At 57.4% G+C, this 15,402-nt stretch carries 12 protein-coding genes; 9 read left to right on the top strand and 3 right to left on the bottom strand.

The features are described 5' to 3' along the window. Positions 1–45 precede the first annotated feature (45 nt). Positions 46–1,212: a hypothetical protein gene (locus ROSERS_RS24870; protein ID WP_011956227.1), complete on the top strand. Its 1,167-nt coding sequence runs from the start codon at positions 46–48 to the stop codon at positions 1,210–1,212. Here ROSERS_RS24870 and ROSERS_RS07670 read toward each other — a convergent pair. Next, positions 1,187–1,906, bottom strand: a complete 720-nt coding sequence (locus ROSERS_RS07670) for an SDR family oxidoreductase (protein WP_011956226.1) — start codon at positions 1,904–1,906, stop codon at positions 1,187–1,189. The genes ROSERS_RS24870 and ROSERS_RS07670 overlap by 26 nt on opposite strands. 581 nt (positions 1,907–2,487) lie before the next feature. On the opposite strand from ROSERS_RS07670, the gene ROSERS_RS07665 reads away from it, so the two are divergent. Further along, the gene (locus ROSERS_RS07665; protein WP_011956225.1) at positions 2,488–5,910 is read left to right on the top strand and encodes a helicase-related protein; all 3,423 of its coding nucleotides are present in this window, start codon (positions 2,488–2,490) and stop codon (positions 5,908–5,910) included. 4 nt (positions 5,911–5,914) lie between these two features. Next, complete coding sequence (locus ROSERS_RS07660; RefSeq protein WP_011956224.1) at positions 5,915–8,431, top strand: Eco57I restriction-modification methylase domain-containing protein; 2,517 nt, start codon at positions 5,915–5,917, stop codon at positions 8,429–8,431. 6 nt (positions 8,432–8,437) lie between these two features. Here ROSERS_RS07660 and ROSERS_RS24865 read toward each other — a convergent pair. Continuing rightward, a protein-coding gene (locus ROSERS_RS24865) for an IS5-like element ISRfsp3 family transposase (RefSeq protein WP_085979421.1) occupies positions 8,438–9,495 on the bottom strand; the annotation gives its coding sequence in 2 pieces (ribosomal slippage) (positions 8,438–8,964 and positions 8,964–9,495; 1,059 coding nt in all). A gap of 113 nt (positions 9,496–9,608) precedes the next feature. Between ROSERS_RS24865 and ROSERS_RS25925 the strand changes: the two genes are divergently transcribed. The 4 genes from ROSERS_RS25925 to ROSERS_RS07630 all read left to right on the top strand — a co-directional run bounded on the left by ROSERS_RS25925 (position 9,609) and on the right by ROSERS_RS07630 (position 13,391). Next, positions 9,609–10,352, top strand: a complete 744-nt coding sequence (locus ROSERS_RS25925) for a hypothetical protein (RefSeq protein WP_011956223.1) — start codon at positions 9,609–9,611, stop codon at positions 10,350–10,352. Further along, entirely contained in the window at positions 10,349–11,428 is a 1,080-nt protein-coding gene (locus ROSERS_RS07640) for a DUF3644 domain-containing protein (protein WP_011956222.1), read from the top strand. Before ROSERS_RS25925 ends, ROSERS_RS07640 begins: the two co-directional genes overlap by 4 nt. Then, positions 11,425–12,072 (top strand): DNA-processing protein DprA, encoded by a 648-nt coding sequence (locus ROSERS_RS07635; RefSeq protein ID WP_011956221.1) that lies wholly within the window; start codon positions 11,425–11,427, stop codon positions 12,070–12,072. Before ROSERS_RS07640 ends, ROSERS_RS07635 begins: the two co-directional genes overlap by 4 nt. 131 nt (positions 12,073–12,203) lie before the next feature. Further along, a complete protein-coding gene (locus tag ROSERS_RS07630) occupies positions 12,204–13,391 on the top strand; it encodes a phosphoglycerate kinase (RefSeq protein ID WP_011956220.1) in 1,188 nt (395 codons plus the stop codon). 61 nt (positions 13,392–13,452) lie between these two features. On the opposite strand, the gene ROSERS_RS07625 is transcribed toward ROSERS_RS07630, so the two are convergent. Further along, a complete protein-coding gene (locus ROSERS_RS07625) occupies positions 13,453–13,707 on the bottom strand; it encodes a hypothetical protein (RefSeq protein ID WP_011956219.1) in 255 nt (84 codons plus the stop codon). Between the two features lie 211 nt (positions 13,708–13,918). Between ROSERS_RS07625 and ROSERS_RS07620 the strand changes: the two genes are divergently transcribed. Together ROSERS_RS07620 and ROSERS_RS07615 are read left to right on the top strand one after the other, a co-directional pair. Continuing rightward, the gene (locus tag ROSERS_RS07620; RefSeq protein WP_011956218.1) at positions 13,919–14,491 is read left to right on the top strand and encodes a sigma-70 family RNA polymerase sigma factor; all 573 of its coding nucleotides are present in this window, start codon (positions 13,919–13,921) and stop codon (positions 14,489–14,491) included. 17 nt (positions 14,492–14,508) lie between these two features. Next, the gene (locus tag ROSERS_RS07615; protein ID WP_011956217.1) at positions 14,509–15,357 is read left to right on the top strand and encodes a hypothetical protein; all 849 of its coding nucleotides are present in this window, start codon (positions 14,509–14,511) and stop codon (positions 15,355–15,357) included. The last annotated feature ends 45 nt before the right edge of the window (positions 15,358–15,402 follow it).

Here is a 15,402-nt window from a genome sequence, read left to right as displayed (position 1 = left end):
GTCGCTTTCAGGCAAAGGCGGGTAAATCGTGGTACACTATTTCTTATGATGCCAATGCCTCAAGAGACGATCACGTCCATTCATCAAACGCCCCATCGCCTGGTCTTCGAGTTTGCTGGCGCCGGAAGCCTGGCGCTCTTCTGGCTGCACAGCGTCCCCGGTTCGTCTCGCACAGTGCTGGAGGCGACCGACCGTTACGCCGCCGCGTCTCTCGCCGATCTGATCGGCGCGACGCCGGAAAAGTTCGTCTCTGCCGCTACGGCGCGCGCCATGGCTGAAGCCGCGTACCGCCGCGCCCTGCGCCTGACCGATGGCGCTGCACCATGCCTGGGGGTCGCCTGCACTGCCGCTATCGCAACCGACCGCGTCAAACGTGGTGATCACGGTTGCTCGGTTGCCGTCTACGACGGCGCAACGTTGCGAGTCTCCAGACTGACCCTCGCCAAAGGCGCGCGTGATCGTGCTGGCGAGGAGGCGTTGATAAGCCTGCTGATTATACGCGCAATCGCCGAGGCGTGTGGCGTCGCACCGCCTGCGCTGGCGCTGGAACCCTCCGAAACCGTCGAGGTGGAGGAAGAAGCGTCCCCTGATCCGCTGATGCTCCTGCTGAACGGTGACATTGCAGCGGTCTTTGTTGGCAAAGATGGTCGTATCTGTCGCGAAGGCGCACCGCCGGCTGCATTGCTGTCTGGTTCGTTCAACCCGCTCCATGCCGGTCACGAGTATCTGGCGCAGGCGGCAGCCGTGGTGCTCGATACACCGGTGACATTCGAACTGCCGGTGCTGAACGCCGACAAACCGCCATTGCGATACATCGAACTGGAGCGCCGCCTTGATCAGTTCCGCGGGCGCTACCCCGTGGTGCTGACGCGCGCGCCACTCTTCGTTCAGAAAGCCGACCTCTTTCCCGGATGCACGTTCGTGATCGGATATGATACCGCGCTTCGGATCATCGATCCGCGCTACTACGACGGCGAAGCCGGTCGTGACGCGGCATTCGCCAGGATTGCCGCACAACGCTGCACCTTCCTGGTTGCCGGGCGTGTCAGGGACGGCATCTTCCGCACCCTGGCGGATATCGACATGCCGCCCGCACTGCGCCCCCTCTTCCGCGAACTGCCCGAACGCCTGTTTCGCATCGACCTTTCATCGACCGCGATCCGCAACGCCAGCGCCGCGCACGAGGTCACATGTCGATCTGACGCGGCATGATCGGCAGTTCATCAACCCGTACCGTCGGCGGAAGCGTGCATACCCACAGAATAACCTCCGCTACATCGGCAGCCGTCATCAGGCGCCGACGAAACTCTTCGCCGGGATTGAGCGGTTCCAGTTCGGTGTTGATCAGCCCTGGAAAGATAGTGGTCACAAAAACATTGTACGGACGCAACTCTGCGCCAAGCGCCTGACTGAGACCGTCGAGCGCAAATTTGGCTGCGCAGAATGGAGCGATATTGGCAATACCGATCTTCCCCACCCGCGAGGCGATATTGACAATCGTACCGGATCGCTGACGCTTCATGTGGGGAATAACTGCACGCGCCGCATAGAATGTTCCATGCAGATTGGTCTCGATCACCAGCCGAAAATCATCATTGCTGAACTGCTCGAGCGGCGCAATTTTGTGCGTCACCCCCGCCGAGTTGACCAGAATATCAACCCGCCCGAACAGATTGACCGCACTTTCGACCAATCGCTCCACCTGTTCCGAGTCAGTCACATCGGTTGGAATCGCAACCGCCCGCCCCCCTTCTCCGGCAATCTCAGCCACCAGCGACTCAAGCCGGTCGCGGCGTCGCGCCGCAGCCACCACCGACACACCTTCGCGAGCCAGACGCCGTGCCGTCTCATACCCGACGCCGCTCGAAGCCCCGATGATAATCGCTACCCGCCCTTGAAGACGCATGTTCTTACTCCCGCATTGGCGCACAATCCTGCTACACGGATTATACCCGCCAGTGCGCGAAGCGGCAACCGTTGAACGTCGGGCACAGGCGTTGACATAGTGAGGGAAGAGGAGTGAGGAGAGAGAAAAGAGAAAGCGGCAACCGTTGAACGTTGGGCACAGGCGTTGACATTGGAAGGGTTCCTCATTATACTTTAGTCACATTAACGGCCTGTACCTCTGAGATTGCACATGCTCACTCCGCAAGATTGAGTAGATATCATCAAGGTTTATGTTGATTATTCAGTATTCCCTCTGCTTTTGCGAGCGTAAGTTGTGCAATACCTGGCATGTTTCCATCACCCTGCCTCAGAACTCTGAACGAATGACGACATCTGATATGCTCTAATGATACTTCGCATCGACAATAACGTGTTCAATACGCACCCGAATGGTCGATATTCACCGACTATCCGCATTCTCTCGCTGATGGAGCGTTGATTCAAAGCATCAAGATGCTGTGGAGAGAAAAACCTTGAAATCCGGCATCATGGTGCAGAAAACTTGCCGTTTGAATAAAAGAGGAAACGGTAACGCAAATCATGCCGCAAATCTTTGATAACATCGAGAAGCATCTCTTGTCTGCCCTGACCGATGCGATGAAGCTGTCGGAACGGGCGGACTTTTGCGTCGGCTACTTCAACCTGCGTGGATGGAAGCAACTATCTCCCCTCGTCGACAGGTGGGCTGGCGGTGAGGGGCACTGTTGCCGGCTATTGGTCGGCATGCAGCAGATGCCGCAAGACCAGCTTAAGCAGGCCCTGAGGTTCGGTAGGGATGGGCACGACATCGACCAGGCCACTGCCACTGTTCTGAAGCGCAAGCTGGCCCAGGAGTTCCGCGACCAGCTTATCGTGGGCGTTCCGACGAACGAGGACGAGGCAGGGCTGCAGCGCCTGGCCTCGCAAATCGTTGCTAAGAAGGTGGTTGTCAAGCTCTTTCTGCGCCATCCGCTTCATGCCAAGCTCTATCTGCTCTTTCGACGAGACCCGCTCAACCCGAAGATCGGCTACCTCGGCAGTAGCAACCTGACCCTGGCGGGGCTTGCCGGGCAAGGGGAGCTCAACATAGACGTCCTCGATCACGACGCCTGCGACAAGCTCGCCCGATGGTTCGAGGATCGTTGGAACGACCGATTCTGCCTCGACATCTCTAAGGAGCTGGTCGAGATCATCAACGAGAGCTGGGCGCGGACAGAACCGATCCCTCCCTATTATATCTACATCAAGATAGCCTACCACCTTTCTCAGGAGGCGCGGGCGGGCCTCACCGAGTTTCGCATCCCGAGCGACTTCGACAATAAGCTGCTTGAGTTCCAGAAGGCCGCCGTCAAAATCGCTGCGCATCACCTGAACAAGCGCGGCGGCGTCGTTATCGGCGATGTGGTCGGTCTGGGCAAGACCCTTATGGCGACGGCCCTGGCGCGGATTTTTGAGGACGATTACGGCGTTGAGACGCTCATCATCTGCCCCAAGAACCTGGTTCCGATGTGGGAGGATTATCGGCAGCAATACCGCCTCCGCGCTATGGTGCTTTCGATCACGCGAGTCCAGCAAGAGCTTCCCAACCTTCGCCGCTTCCGCCTGGTCGTCATTGACGAGAGCCACAACCTGCGCAATCGCAACAGCAAACGATACCGCGCCATTGCCGATTACATCGCCTCGAATGACAGTCGCGTCATCTTGCTGTCGGCTACGCCCTACAACAAGACCTATCTCGACCTCTCAAACCAACTCCGGCTGTTCATTGACGAATCCAGGGACATCGGCATCCGGCCGGAGAGGCTGCTGCGCGATCTGGGAGAGACCGAATTCGTCCGCCGCTACCAATGCCCCGTCCGGTCTCTCGCAGCATTCGAGAAAAGTGAGTACGCCGACGACTGGCGCGACCTTATGCGCTTGTATCTGATCCGCCGCACCCGCACCTTTATCCAGGAGAACTACGCCAAACTCGACCCTGCTCAAAACCGCAAGTACCTCGAGTTCGCAAACGGCGCGCGCTCCTACTTCCCGACCCGCGTGCCGAAGACGGTCAAGTTCACGATCAATGAGAACGACCCCGCCGATCAGTACGCGCGCCTCTTCGCCGACGACGTCGTGCAGAGGGTGAACAACCTCACGCTGCCACGCTATGGACTGGGGAATTACCTGAAGCCCTCATCCCACAAGCGGTCCACAGCGGAAGAAGCCAGGGTGTTGGCCGATCTCTCCCGCGCCGGCACGCGCCTCAAGGGCTTCTGCCGCACAAACTTGTTCAAGCGCCTGGAGAGCAGCGGCTATTCCTTCATCCTGTCGCTGGAGCGCCACATCCTGCGCAATTACATCTTCCTCCACGCCATTGAACAAGGACTGCCGCTCCCCATCGGCGCCCAGGATATGGGCCTCCTTGACACCTGGGCGAATGACCAGGACAGCGACCTGTGGGAGGCAGCGACCGAGGACGACAATGACGACACGCCCAGGGAACTGGATAAACCAGCTCGCAGCCAACTGACGGAGCGGGAGATTCAACGCCGTGCCGCTGGAATCTATAACGTCTATGCCACCCAATTCAAACGCTGCTTCAAGTGGTTGAGGCTGGAACTCTTCAATAAAGAAGCGCTCGCCAGGGATCTGCGCAAGGATGCGCAGGCGCTGATGGAAGTGCTGACGCTTGTCGGCGTGTGGGATGCCGCTCAAGACGAGAAGCTCAAAGCGCTCCTTGAGCTCTTAAAGGAGCGACATCCAGAGGAAAAGGTTCTCGTCTTCTCTCAGTTCGCCGATACGGTCAAGTACCTGGAGGAGCAGCTCGAAGCCCACGGACTGCACGCTATCGCCGCCGTGACGGGCGACACCGCCGATCCGACGGCTATCGCCTACCGCTTCAGTCCCGTCAGCAATGAGCGGCGCGACCGCATTGCTCCCGAAGACGAACTGCGCGTCGTGCTGACGACGGATGTTCTGAGTGAGGGGCAGAACCTCCAGGACTGCTCCATCATCGTCAACTACGACCTGCCCTGGGCCATTATCCGGCTTATCCAGCGGGCCGGGCGCGTGGACCGGATCGGCCAGAAATCGGACCGGATTTTGTGCTACTCGTTCCTCCCCGCCGATGGCGTGGAACGGATCATCCGGTTGCGCGCGCGGGTGATGCAACGGCTCCGCGAGAACGCAGAGGTGGTCGGCGCCGATGAGGCGTTCTTTGAAGGCGAGCGCAATGACCGGTCGCTCCACGACCTGTACACTGAGAAGGCGGGCATTTTAGATGGCGATGAGGATACGGAAGTTGACCTCGCCTCCTACGCCTACCAGATCTGGAAGAACGCCATTGATCAGTACCCGGAGCTTGAGAAGCTCATCCCGGCCTTACCGAATGTGGTGTACTCCACGAAACCACATCAGCCCGCCTCAGATCGCCCCGAGGGGGCGCTGGTCTACCTTCGCACTGCCGAAGGCAACGACGCGCTTGCATGGATCGACGCGCAAGGAAACAGTGTCACCGAGTCGCAGTTTGCCATTCTTAAAGCCGCCGAGTGCGCACCAGACACCCAGGCCCTGCCGCGCGCCGAGAATCACCACGACCTGGTCGCCAGAGGCGTCCAGCTTATTGTCGAGACTGAGAAGTCGGTCGGAGGGCAGCTGGGTCGCCCGTCGGGCGCGCGTTTCCGCACCTACGAGCGGCTCAAAAGGTATGCGGAGCAACTCAAGGGAACGCTCTTCGAGTCGGCCGACCTGCTCAAGGCTATCGAGGACATCTACAGGCATCCCCTGCTCCAATCCGCCACCGATACGCTCAACCGCCAGCTCAAGAGTGGCGTTTCGGACGAGGATCTGGCATCCCTGGTTATCGCCTTGCGACAAGACGGCCGCCTGTGCCGCGTGGAGGAAGATGGTGCAACAGGCGAACCCCAGGTGATTTGCTCGCTCGGACTCCGGCGCGCGGATTACCAGGTCCCCGGAGCCTCGTCCGGAACAGAGAGGACGTAGCTCCATGAAATTCGATGTTGACGCCGTTAGAAACTGCCTGAAGTCCTTCGACTTTCAGACGCTTTTTCGGGAGCATCTGGGTTGGGATAATCACAACCAGCGGCTTGAGGTTGCCGTCGGCAACCAGACCTACGCGCTCACTGCCGTTGCGCAGAAGCGCGGGTTCGTGGCCTTTACCTGCCCCGCCATCCCCGACCGTGCGACGCGGCTGAAGATTGACAACCACGTAACCAGGTCTGCGCGCGAGCACTTCGTCATCTACGTTGATCGTCCGGGTGGACAGCAGGTCTGGCACTGGGTGCGGCGGGAACCGGGCAAGCCGCTGGCCAGCCGTGACCATCGGTTCTACGTCTCGCAATCCGGTGACCCGCTCATCCAGCGGCTCAACCAGATCGCTGTGAGCCTCGATGAGGAAGAGCGGATCACCGTCGTGGACGTAGCCGGCCGCGCCCGCGCTGCCTTCGATGTGGACAGGGTCACCAGGCGCTTCTACGACCGGTTCAAGGCAGAGCACGAGGCCTTCCGCAAGCTCATCCAGGGGATCACGTCGGACGCGGATCTCCAGTGGTACACGTCCCTCATGCTCAACCGGCTGATGTTCGTCTATTTCATCCAGAAGAAAGGCTTCCTGGACGGCGATACCGACTACCTGCGCAACCGCCTTGCGCAGGTGCAGGCAGTCAGAGGAAGCAACAAGTTTCACAGTTTCTACCGTTACTTCCTGCTGCGACTCTTCCATGAAGGACTCGGCAAGTCGCCGGACGAGCGCGCGCTCGACCCAACCTTTGAAAAGCTGCTCGGCAACGTGCCATTCCTGAACGGCGGCTTTTTTGAAGTCCACGACCTGGAAGCGCGCTGGCCAGAGATCGACATCCCCGACGCTGCCTTCGAGAAGCTCTTCGACTTCTTCGACCAGTACGCCTGGCACCTCGACGAGCGCCCGCTGCGCGCCGACAACGAGATCAACCCTGATGTGGTCGGCTACATCTTCGAGAAGTACATCAACCAGAAGCAGATGGGAGCGTATTACACGAAGGAGGATATCACCGAATACATCAGCAAAAACACCATCATTCCCTTCATCTTCGACGTCGCCAGCAAGGCGTGCGCCGTGGCTTTCAAACCCGATTCGGCCCTGTGGCGGCTGCTCCGTGACGACCCAGACCGCTACATCTATCCGGCCGTGCGGCACGGCGTCGTGCGTGCCGACGGTTCCATCGTCCCGGAGTCCGACCTGCCCGATTTCGTGCAAAAGGGCATGCACGACCCCAAAGCGCGCATGCACGATAGACGCTACAATCTCGAACAAGCGCCCAGTGGCGATCTCCTTCGCCTCGCAACCGAGACCTGGCGCGAATACGTTTATCGGCGCAATCGGTGCCTGGAGATCCGCGAGAAGCTGCGCAACGGCGAGGTTCACCAGATCAACGATCTCATCACGCTCAACCTCGACATCTGGCAATTCGCGCGCGATGCCATCGTGCAGTGCGAAGGACCGGAACTCCTGCGCGCCTTCTGGCATGCCATCGAGAACATCACCGTCCTCGATCCCACCTGCGGCTCCGGCGCCTTCCTCTTCGCCGCCCTGCGCATCCTGGAGACGCTCTACAGCGACTGCCTGGAGCGGATGGAGCGGTTCGTCGAAGATCTCCAGGGGAAGAAGCACCACCCGGAACAGTTCAGCGATTTCAAAAGGGTGCTGGAACAGATCGGAAAGCACCCCAATGAGCGCTACTTCATCCTCAAATCCATCATTATCAACAATCTCTACGGCGTGGACATCATGGAAGAGGCGGTCGAGATCTGCAAACTGCGCCTGTTCCTCAAACTCGCGGCGCAGGTCGAGCGGGTCGAACAGATCGAGCCGCTGCCCGACATTGATTTCAACATCCGCGCCGGCAACACGCTTGTCGGATACGCCACCGCTGAGGATGTGCGAAAAGCGTTCCACGAGAAGAAGGTCGGCGAAGCGGTTCAGCACAAACTCCTTCTCGGAAGCGCAGCCGAGGAGTACGAGCAATTCCAGGAGGACCTGGAACTTGCCGATCGAGCCTTCGTCCAGTTCCGCGCCCAGCAGACGACCCACGGCGGCCGGATCACCCACCGCGACAAGCAGGAATTGCGCCATCGACTGGAGACGCTGACCGCCCAGCTCGACCGTTTTCTGGCCGGCGAGTACGGCGTTGACCTAGAGAAGCCGCAGGCGTTCGAGGCGTGGAAGGCTAGCCACCAGCCCTTCCACTGGTTCGCTGAGTTCTACGGCATCATGCGCAACGGCGGGTTTAATGTGATTATTGGAAATCCGCCGTATGTCTCTTACACCAAAGTACGTTCAGAGTACCAAGTAAAAGGATTCGCTACTGAGCCATGTGCAAATTTGTACGCCTTTGTCACGGAGCGAGGGTTCAGGTTAGCAAGTGAAGGTGGTAGGTTTGGCATGATTGTTCCAATTGCCTCGGTCTCAACGAACGGCATGAAAGAGCTACAGTCAATCTATAGAGAACAAGCCAAACAACAATAGACTTCATCAAGATTCGTTTTGATTTTTGGACTGCTTTTTGCGTTTCAGCCAAATTCGGAAGTTATGCAGCCCGCAACATGTTTCCATGACCATATCCCGAAATTCGGAACAACTGAAGCGGATAATGTCGTGAATGATTCGATACCGCTTGATATCGCCGATAACATGTTCAATACGAACGCGAACGGATGAGATACGCCGGTTTTCCTCCTTTTCCTGCGGCGTGAGGGTTCCATTGCGCGGCTTCTTCTTTGGCTGCATAATCTGGACGCCAGGCAGGGTAAATCCTTGAAATCCGGCGTCTTGATAGAGAATGCTCGCGTTTGGAAGGGTGTATCCCGCTTCATCCGCAATACATTTATCGTGGACCCTTCCTTCGTAGGTGTCACTCAAAAAGTGAATAGAGCCAAACTCATCAATGATGAGAACGTTCTTAAGCGTATGTCGTTTCTTCTTACCGCTGTAATACAACTCCCGGTCGACTTTGTCGCTTGGACGGCGAATGGGACGTTCTACGCCGTCATGGATAAAAAGGGGGGCGCTTTTGTCGCATGCGACGGTTCTTCACACGACGGTTCTTCACACGACGGTTCTTCACACGACGGTTCTTCACACGACGGTTCTTCACACGACGGTTCTTCACACGACGGTTCTTCACACGACGGTTCTTCCTGCAATCGCCTCGCCAGGTCGTCGGCAGTGCGCGCAGGCAGGAGATTTTGCTGTGAAAGCGCATAGTTCAGCGCTCCGTGCAAAAGATGCACCCATTTGCTTACGTTTGATTGGCTCATTTGAAAGAGGTGTCCGTGCATCACTTGCGTTGGGTTTTGTTTTAAGTAGGTCAAAATAAAGAGCAATTTATCTTCTGTTGTCGGAAGCGGCGAGTTTGCATACGAGACGTAGCGACGACAATATCGGACGCGGCCATCAATCGTGCGACGTTTCATATACGCTTCAAATGCGGCGTGGAAGATCGGAACCAGCGCGTGGAACTCTTCAACGGTCAGTCCGGTCATAGAGCGTAATTTCTCCGGATTTTCGATAATGGATCGATACTTACACATCGTTTTTCTCCATTTTCAGATTGTACAAAAATAGTATATCACTAAATCTTGATGATGTCTAATGGCATTCGCACTTTGCAACACGTCCGGGTAAGCTTTTCGTAGGCGTGGACATGAATCTGACCATCACTTTAGCTATTGTTAACGCTATGACAATAGAGACCGATGTTTTTTCAACAACTTATTATCGCTGGAGAAGCGGCATAGAAAGCGACAGAGATTCTCTGTTTCAAAGGATTGAATATCTGAGACTTTCAGTTCCAAGATCGCATGCCAACTCGTTCCCCAAGATAGGGAAAGATGTTGAAGCCAGAATTTTGACCAAAATCTGTGGATATAACAAAAAATTCAAAGATTTCTACTCTTCTCGAGGAAAATCGATTTACTATCATTCAGGAGGAAGATATTGGCGTAAAGCACTTCTAGAGAAACTTTCGTCACATTACAAGGGTATTTCAGTGGATAGACGCGCCGCACCTATAGCATTCTGTCTACTGAATAGTCAACTGTTCTATTGGTATTGGATTACAAACTCGAATTGTATGGATGTAGTGTCACGTGAAGTTGATGAGATGCCAATTTTCGATTTCGCCATGTCGTCTCCTGAGATATTTACAAATCTTCAGTCAGAAATATTGAGAGCGTATTCTAGACATTCAGAAATACGTCAAAGACGAGGAGCTATTATCTTAACGGATGAAACAAACTTCGACGTGAAGCACTCCAAACCCATCATCGATGAAATCGACCGCGTTCTCGCCCGGCACTACGGCTTTACCGACGAGGAACTGGACTTCATTATCAACTACGACATCAAGTACCGCATGGGCAGCGACGCTGCGGAGGATGAGGAATGAACCGTTTTCCTCGAGCAGCGCGAGACGCTCTCCAGAAGGCCCGCGACGCCGCTCTGCTCGCCGTGGAGGTCTACAACAAACCCGCCGTGACCTTCAAGTCCGGCGGATACATCACGCTCATGATTATCGCCTGGACCGCGCTGTTTCATGCCATCTTCTTTCGCTGCGGGGTCGAGCCCTACTACCGCAGCGACCGACGGAAGCAGAAGAGTCCCTATCTGAGGGTAGACGGCGATTACAAGCACTGGGAACTTACTGAATGCCTGAAACAGTATTATGGCGACGATACCGGCAACCCTGTGCGCAAGAACCTCGAGTTCTTTATTCCCCTGCGCAACAAGATCGAGCACCGCTCATTGCCTGAGATCGATCCTCTGATTTTCGGCGAGTGCCAGGCCATGTTGCTAAACTTCGACGCCATGCTGGCGAAGGAGTTCGGCTCCAGGTATTGCCTCCGCCAATCTCTTTCCTTCGCTTTGCAGATGTATCCTTCCTCCTCGAATCTCGCCGAGGCGGTCAGGCGGAATCCCGCAGCCAGAGACGCCGCTGATTTCATCGAAAAGTACCGTTCTTCCATTTCCGCAGACGTTTTCCAGAGCAGCCAGTATGCCTTCAAGGCCTTCCTGATCCAGGTCGCCAATCATAAGAGCAAGGACGCTCTGGCGATTCAGTTCATTCATTATGATAAATTATCCGAAGAAGAGAAGGAACAATTTCAGGCATTCATTGCAGTGAAGTACAAACAAGTTCCTGTGGCAAACCTCGACAATTTACGCGCTAAGGATGTCGTGCGACGCGTCCAGCAAGCATTCGGCGATCCGAAGATAACACGGAATGGAAAGCAGAGGGACAAGTTCAACCTCGCATGGCATACGCGATGCTGGCAACGTTACAAGGTCCGGCCTGACAGCAAGAGTTCAAATCCAGAAATGACCAATTCGAAGTACTGTATCTACGACAAGGCCCACAGTGACTATGTGTACACAGAAGCCTGGGTACAGTTCCTCATAGAGAAATTCAAGGACGAGAAGGAATATGAAGCTCTGTTCGCCAAGACAGCGGAGAGTCCAGCATGAATATCGAGCGGCTTCATATCAGAGATACCGCTTACCCTGTCGCGCTGCGGGAGCGCCTCGGTAAGCGCGCACCAGAGCACGTGTTCCTCCTCGGTAACCCTGAGTTGCTCCAGTATGATCCGCTGGGGCTGTTCTGTTCGACAAAATGCCCGGGGAACATCATCCTGAAGACCTACGACCTCGCCAGGGCGCTGCGCGACGCGAGGGTTCCGGTCATCGGGGGCTTCCATACACCTATGGAGAAGGAGTGCCTTGCTGTCCTCCTGCGTGGCCCGCAACCCGTCATCGTATGCCCGGCCCGCGGCCTGGAGGGAGTCCGGCCGGTCACAGAGGTCAGGGATGGGATTCGGGCCGGCCGCGTCCTGCTTGTATCCATATTCGCGCCCAAACAGCGGCGCGCAACGGCGGACCTGGCCGACCAGCGCAACAGGTTCGTGGCTGCTCTGGCAAGCCGGTCCTTTGTGTCGCATGCTGCTCCTGGCGGTAAGACCGAGGCTCTCTGCCGCGAGATGATCGCCATGGGCAAGACGCTGTTTACAGTTGACGCTCCAGAGAATGCCAATCTTCTCACCCTGGGCGCACAGCCGCTGGTCATTCAGGATCTTCGCGTTTTCAAGGAAGGCGACTCAGGGAATACGAAATAGCCTACGTTGCTTAGCCTGGCAGATGTCCTCTACGCGCACAGGAAAACAGCAGTGCAAAGACAGTGCACTCGACGCACTATGCTACAATAAGAGCGTCCCGAAGCGTCGTATTGACGAGAAGGAGAAGAACGATGGCAAAAAAGACGATCCGTGACATCGATTGGAGCGGCAAACGCGCTCTGGTTCGGGTCGATTTCAACGTGCCGCTGGAGAACGGACAGATTACCGACGATACGCGCATTCGCGCTGCGCTGCCAACCATTCGCTACCTGCTTGAGCATGGCGCAGCAGTCATTCTGATGTCACACCTGGGTCGCCCCAAAAACAAAGTCGTCGAAAGCATGCGACTGGCGCCGGTCGTTGCGCGACTGGCGGAACTGCTGCCTGAAGCAAAGGCGATCAAAGGCACGCAGGCAACCACCGGTCCTGCGGCTGAAGCGGCGGCGCAGGACCTCAAGCCCGGCGAGGTGCTGGTGCTCGAAAATACGCGCTTCGATCCGCGTGAGGAAGCCAACGACGAGAGCATGGCGCGCGAACTGGCGAAACTCGGTGATGTGTATGTCAATGACGCTTTCGGTTCGGCGCACCGCGCTCACGCTTCGACCGAGGGAGTAGCCCGCTTCCTCCCCGCCGTCGCCGGCTTTCTGATGGAAGCCGAACTCGCTGCACTCCAGGGCGCACTGGAGAACCCCACCCGTCCCTTCGTCACTATCATCGGCGGCGCCAAGATCAGCGACAAAATTGGGGTGATCGAAAACCTGCTCGGCAAAGTTGATGCGCTCCTCATCGGCGGCGGCATGGCGAACACCTTCCTGCTGGCGCAGGGGTACGAGATGGGCGACTCGCTGGTTGAGCCGGATTCGGTTCCGGTCGCCAAAGACCTGCTCGAAAAAGCGGCGAGCCGTGGCGTGCGCTTCATGCTCCCAACCGACGTCGTCATTGCCGACGCTTTCAGCGCCGACGCCAACCGCCGGGTCGTGTCGGTCGGTGACATACCACCCGGCTGGCGCGTGCTGGACATTGGTCCTGAAACAGTTCGCGCCTATACTGAGATCATCACCACTGCGCAGACAGTGATATGGAATGGACCGATGGGCGTATTCGAACTGGCGCCGTTTGCGGAGGGAACGCGCGCAATTGCGCAGGCAATGGCGAACTGCCCGGGAATGACAATTGTCGGTGGCGGCGACTCGGTTGCCGCAGTGGAGCAGATGGGGCTTGCCGACAAGATCCGTCACATCTCGACAGGCGGCGGCGCATCGCTGGAACTGCTGGAAGGGCGTATCCTGCCTGGCGTCGCGGCGCTCAACGACGCATAGGAAAATAACGGCAACGGGAGCAGCAACGCACTGCTCCCGCTGCCACAGGCAGAGTCAGTGGTTACATCAGTCCTTCATTCTCGAGCCAGGCGCTCACTGCTGCATCATCGGCAGCGGGATTCCCGCCCGGAATGTAACGGAACCGATCACCATAACTCTCCATGATGAGCGCGCTGAGTTCCTGGTTCGCCGGACTTGGATCGCCCTCAGTAATGGAAACAACATTGCCGGTCTGTAGATCGAGAAACGAACTGACAGCCGGATCGGTAAGCGCTAATGCTGCACGAATCTGATCACGATTGTATGTTCCTGCCACGCTTCATCCTCCCTTGCAGCGCCGCATGGTCGCTCGCATCCCAGGCATCGCACAACGGTATCGGCCAGGCGATTCCCGATAGGCGGCGCTGCCCCATGGTATACGATAGAGGCTCGTTATGCAAGCGCACGTATCGTCCTGGCGGCAGCGCATCGTCAGGCGAAACCTTTCGCAGCGCATGCGCGTAATTCTTGCAGAACGGTAAAGGCGCATGGTGGAGCAGTCCGACGAATACGCGCTGATCAAACGCTCCATCGATGGTGATCACGACGCTTTTGCGCAACTGATGGGGCGCTATGCCGGATCAGTGTTCAATCTGGCGTATCGAATGCTCGGAAACGCTCAAGAGGCAGAAGATGCCAGTCAGGAGATCTTTCTGCGGGCGTACACCAATCTGGCGCGTTTCGACCAGGAACGCAGGTTTTCGACCTGGCTTCTGTCGATCGGGTCAAACTATTGTATCGACCGTCTGCGGCGGCGGCGATTTGCCTGGTTGACGCTCGACGATGTGGTGCTGAGCGTCCCGACGTCGGCGAAAGGCCCGGAACGCAGCGCTGTTGAGCGGGAAGAACGCGACGCTGTACAGCGTGCACTCCTGAGCCTGCCGCCGACGTACCGTGAAGTTGCTGTGCTGCGTTACTGGAACGATCTCTCGTATGAAGAGATTACGCAAGTGACCGGTTTACCGGAGAGCACGATCAAAACCCGATTGCACCGCGCACGGCGTATGCTCGCCGAGGCATTGCGTGCTGAGGGTGTTGTCCATGAAGAAATACCCTCCTGACAGGAGTTAAAAGTTCTATGCATATTCATTCGACCAATGATGAACATGATGCTGCATTCCGCCAGGCGCTGGCGCGCAGCGGCGCACTCGAACCCCGCGAGCCGACCACCGATCTGGTCGCGGGTGCGCTGCGTCGCCTGCCGCATACGTCACCGCGGGTTGCCGCACGCCGCGCTGCGCTGCGCCAGGCGCTCGGTCGAGCCGCAACTGTTGCAGCAGTGGCATTGCTGGTCATTCCCGCCGCTGCTGGCGCATTCAACCTGATGCGCGGCGTTGAGACGCCAATAGGAGCGTTTGCAAGCACAGCCGGTCAATCTCAGATGCGGGCTGTGATTCTCGCCGCGATAGGGCAACGTCTCGATATGCCTCTGGTTCGCGCACTGGCAGGCGCGCTCGTGTGGTTGATTCAGGTCATGGCAGTCGTGCTGACCCTGGGTTTCTGGCCCCGCCGCAGCGCAGCCGCAGGAACGACTCTGCTGGCGATGCCCTTCCGCGCTTTTGGAACGGGATTGCTGTCGATCGGACTGCTGATTGCCGGTGTTGCCGCGCTACTGACGTTGCTGACCGCAACGCTTGCCGGTCTGCCAATCGCCGCGATTGTTGTCATCCTGGCGCATCTACCGGTTGCGCTGGGCATCGCGGTCAGCGCACGCGCGCTTGGTTTTCGCCTGGCGCGCCACAGTCACCCACCATACGACCTCGACTGGCATCAGATCATGGCAGCGGCGATCCTGGCGCTCCCTGCCGCGATGGTGACGTTCATCTCGATACCTGCGGCATTACTGGTGCTGTACATCCTGGCGATCCCCGGCATCGGCGCGCTGATCCACAGCCAGGGCGGGTTGCAACCTGTGAGTGCGGCGTAACTTTCTTGGAAGACTCCTGCGTTCCTTCTCTCATTCTGGGCTTCA

The organism is Roseiflexus sp. RS-1 (assembly GCF_000016665.1).
Classification (GTDB): Bacteria; Chloroflexota; Chloroflexia; order Chloroflexales; family Roseiflexaceae; genus Roseiflexus.
Note: the sequence above shows the minus strand (reverse complement) of the source record. Positions and strands in the feature narration are given on the sequence as shown.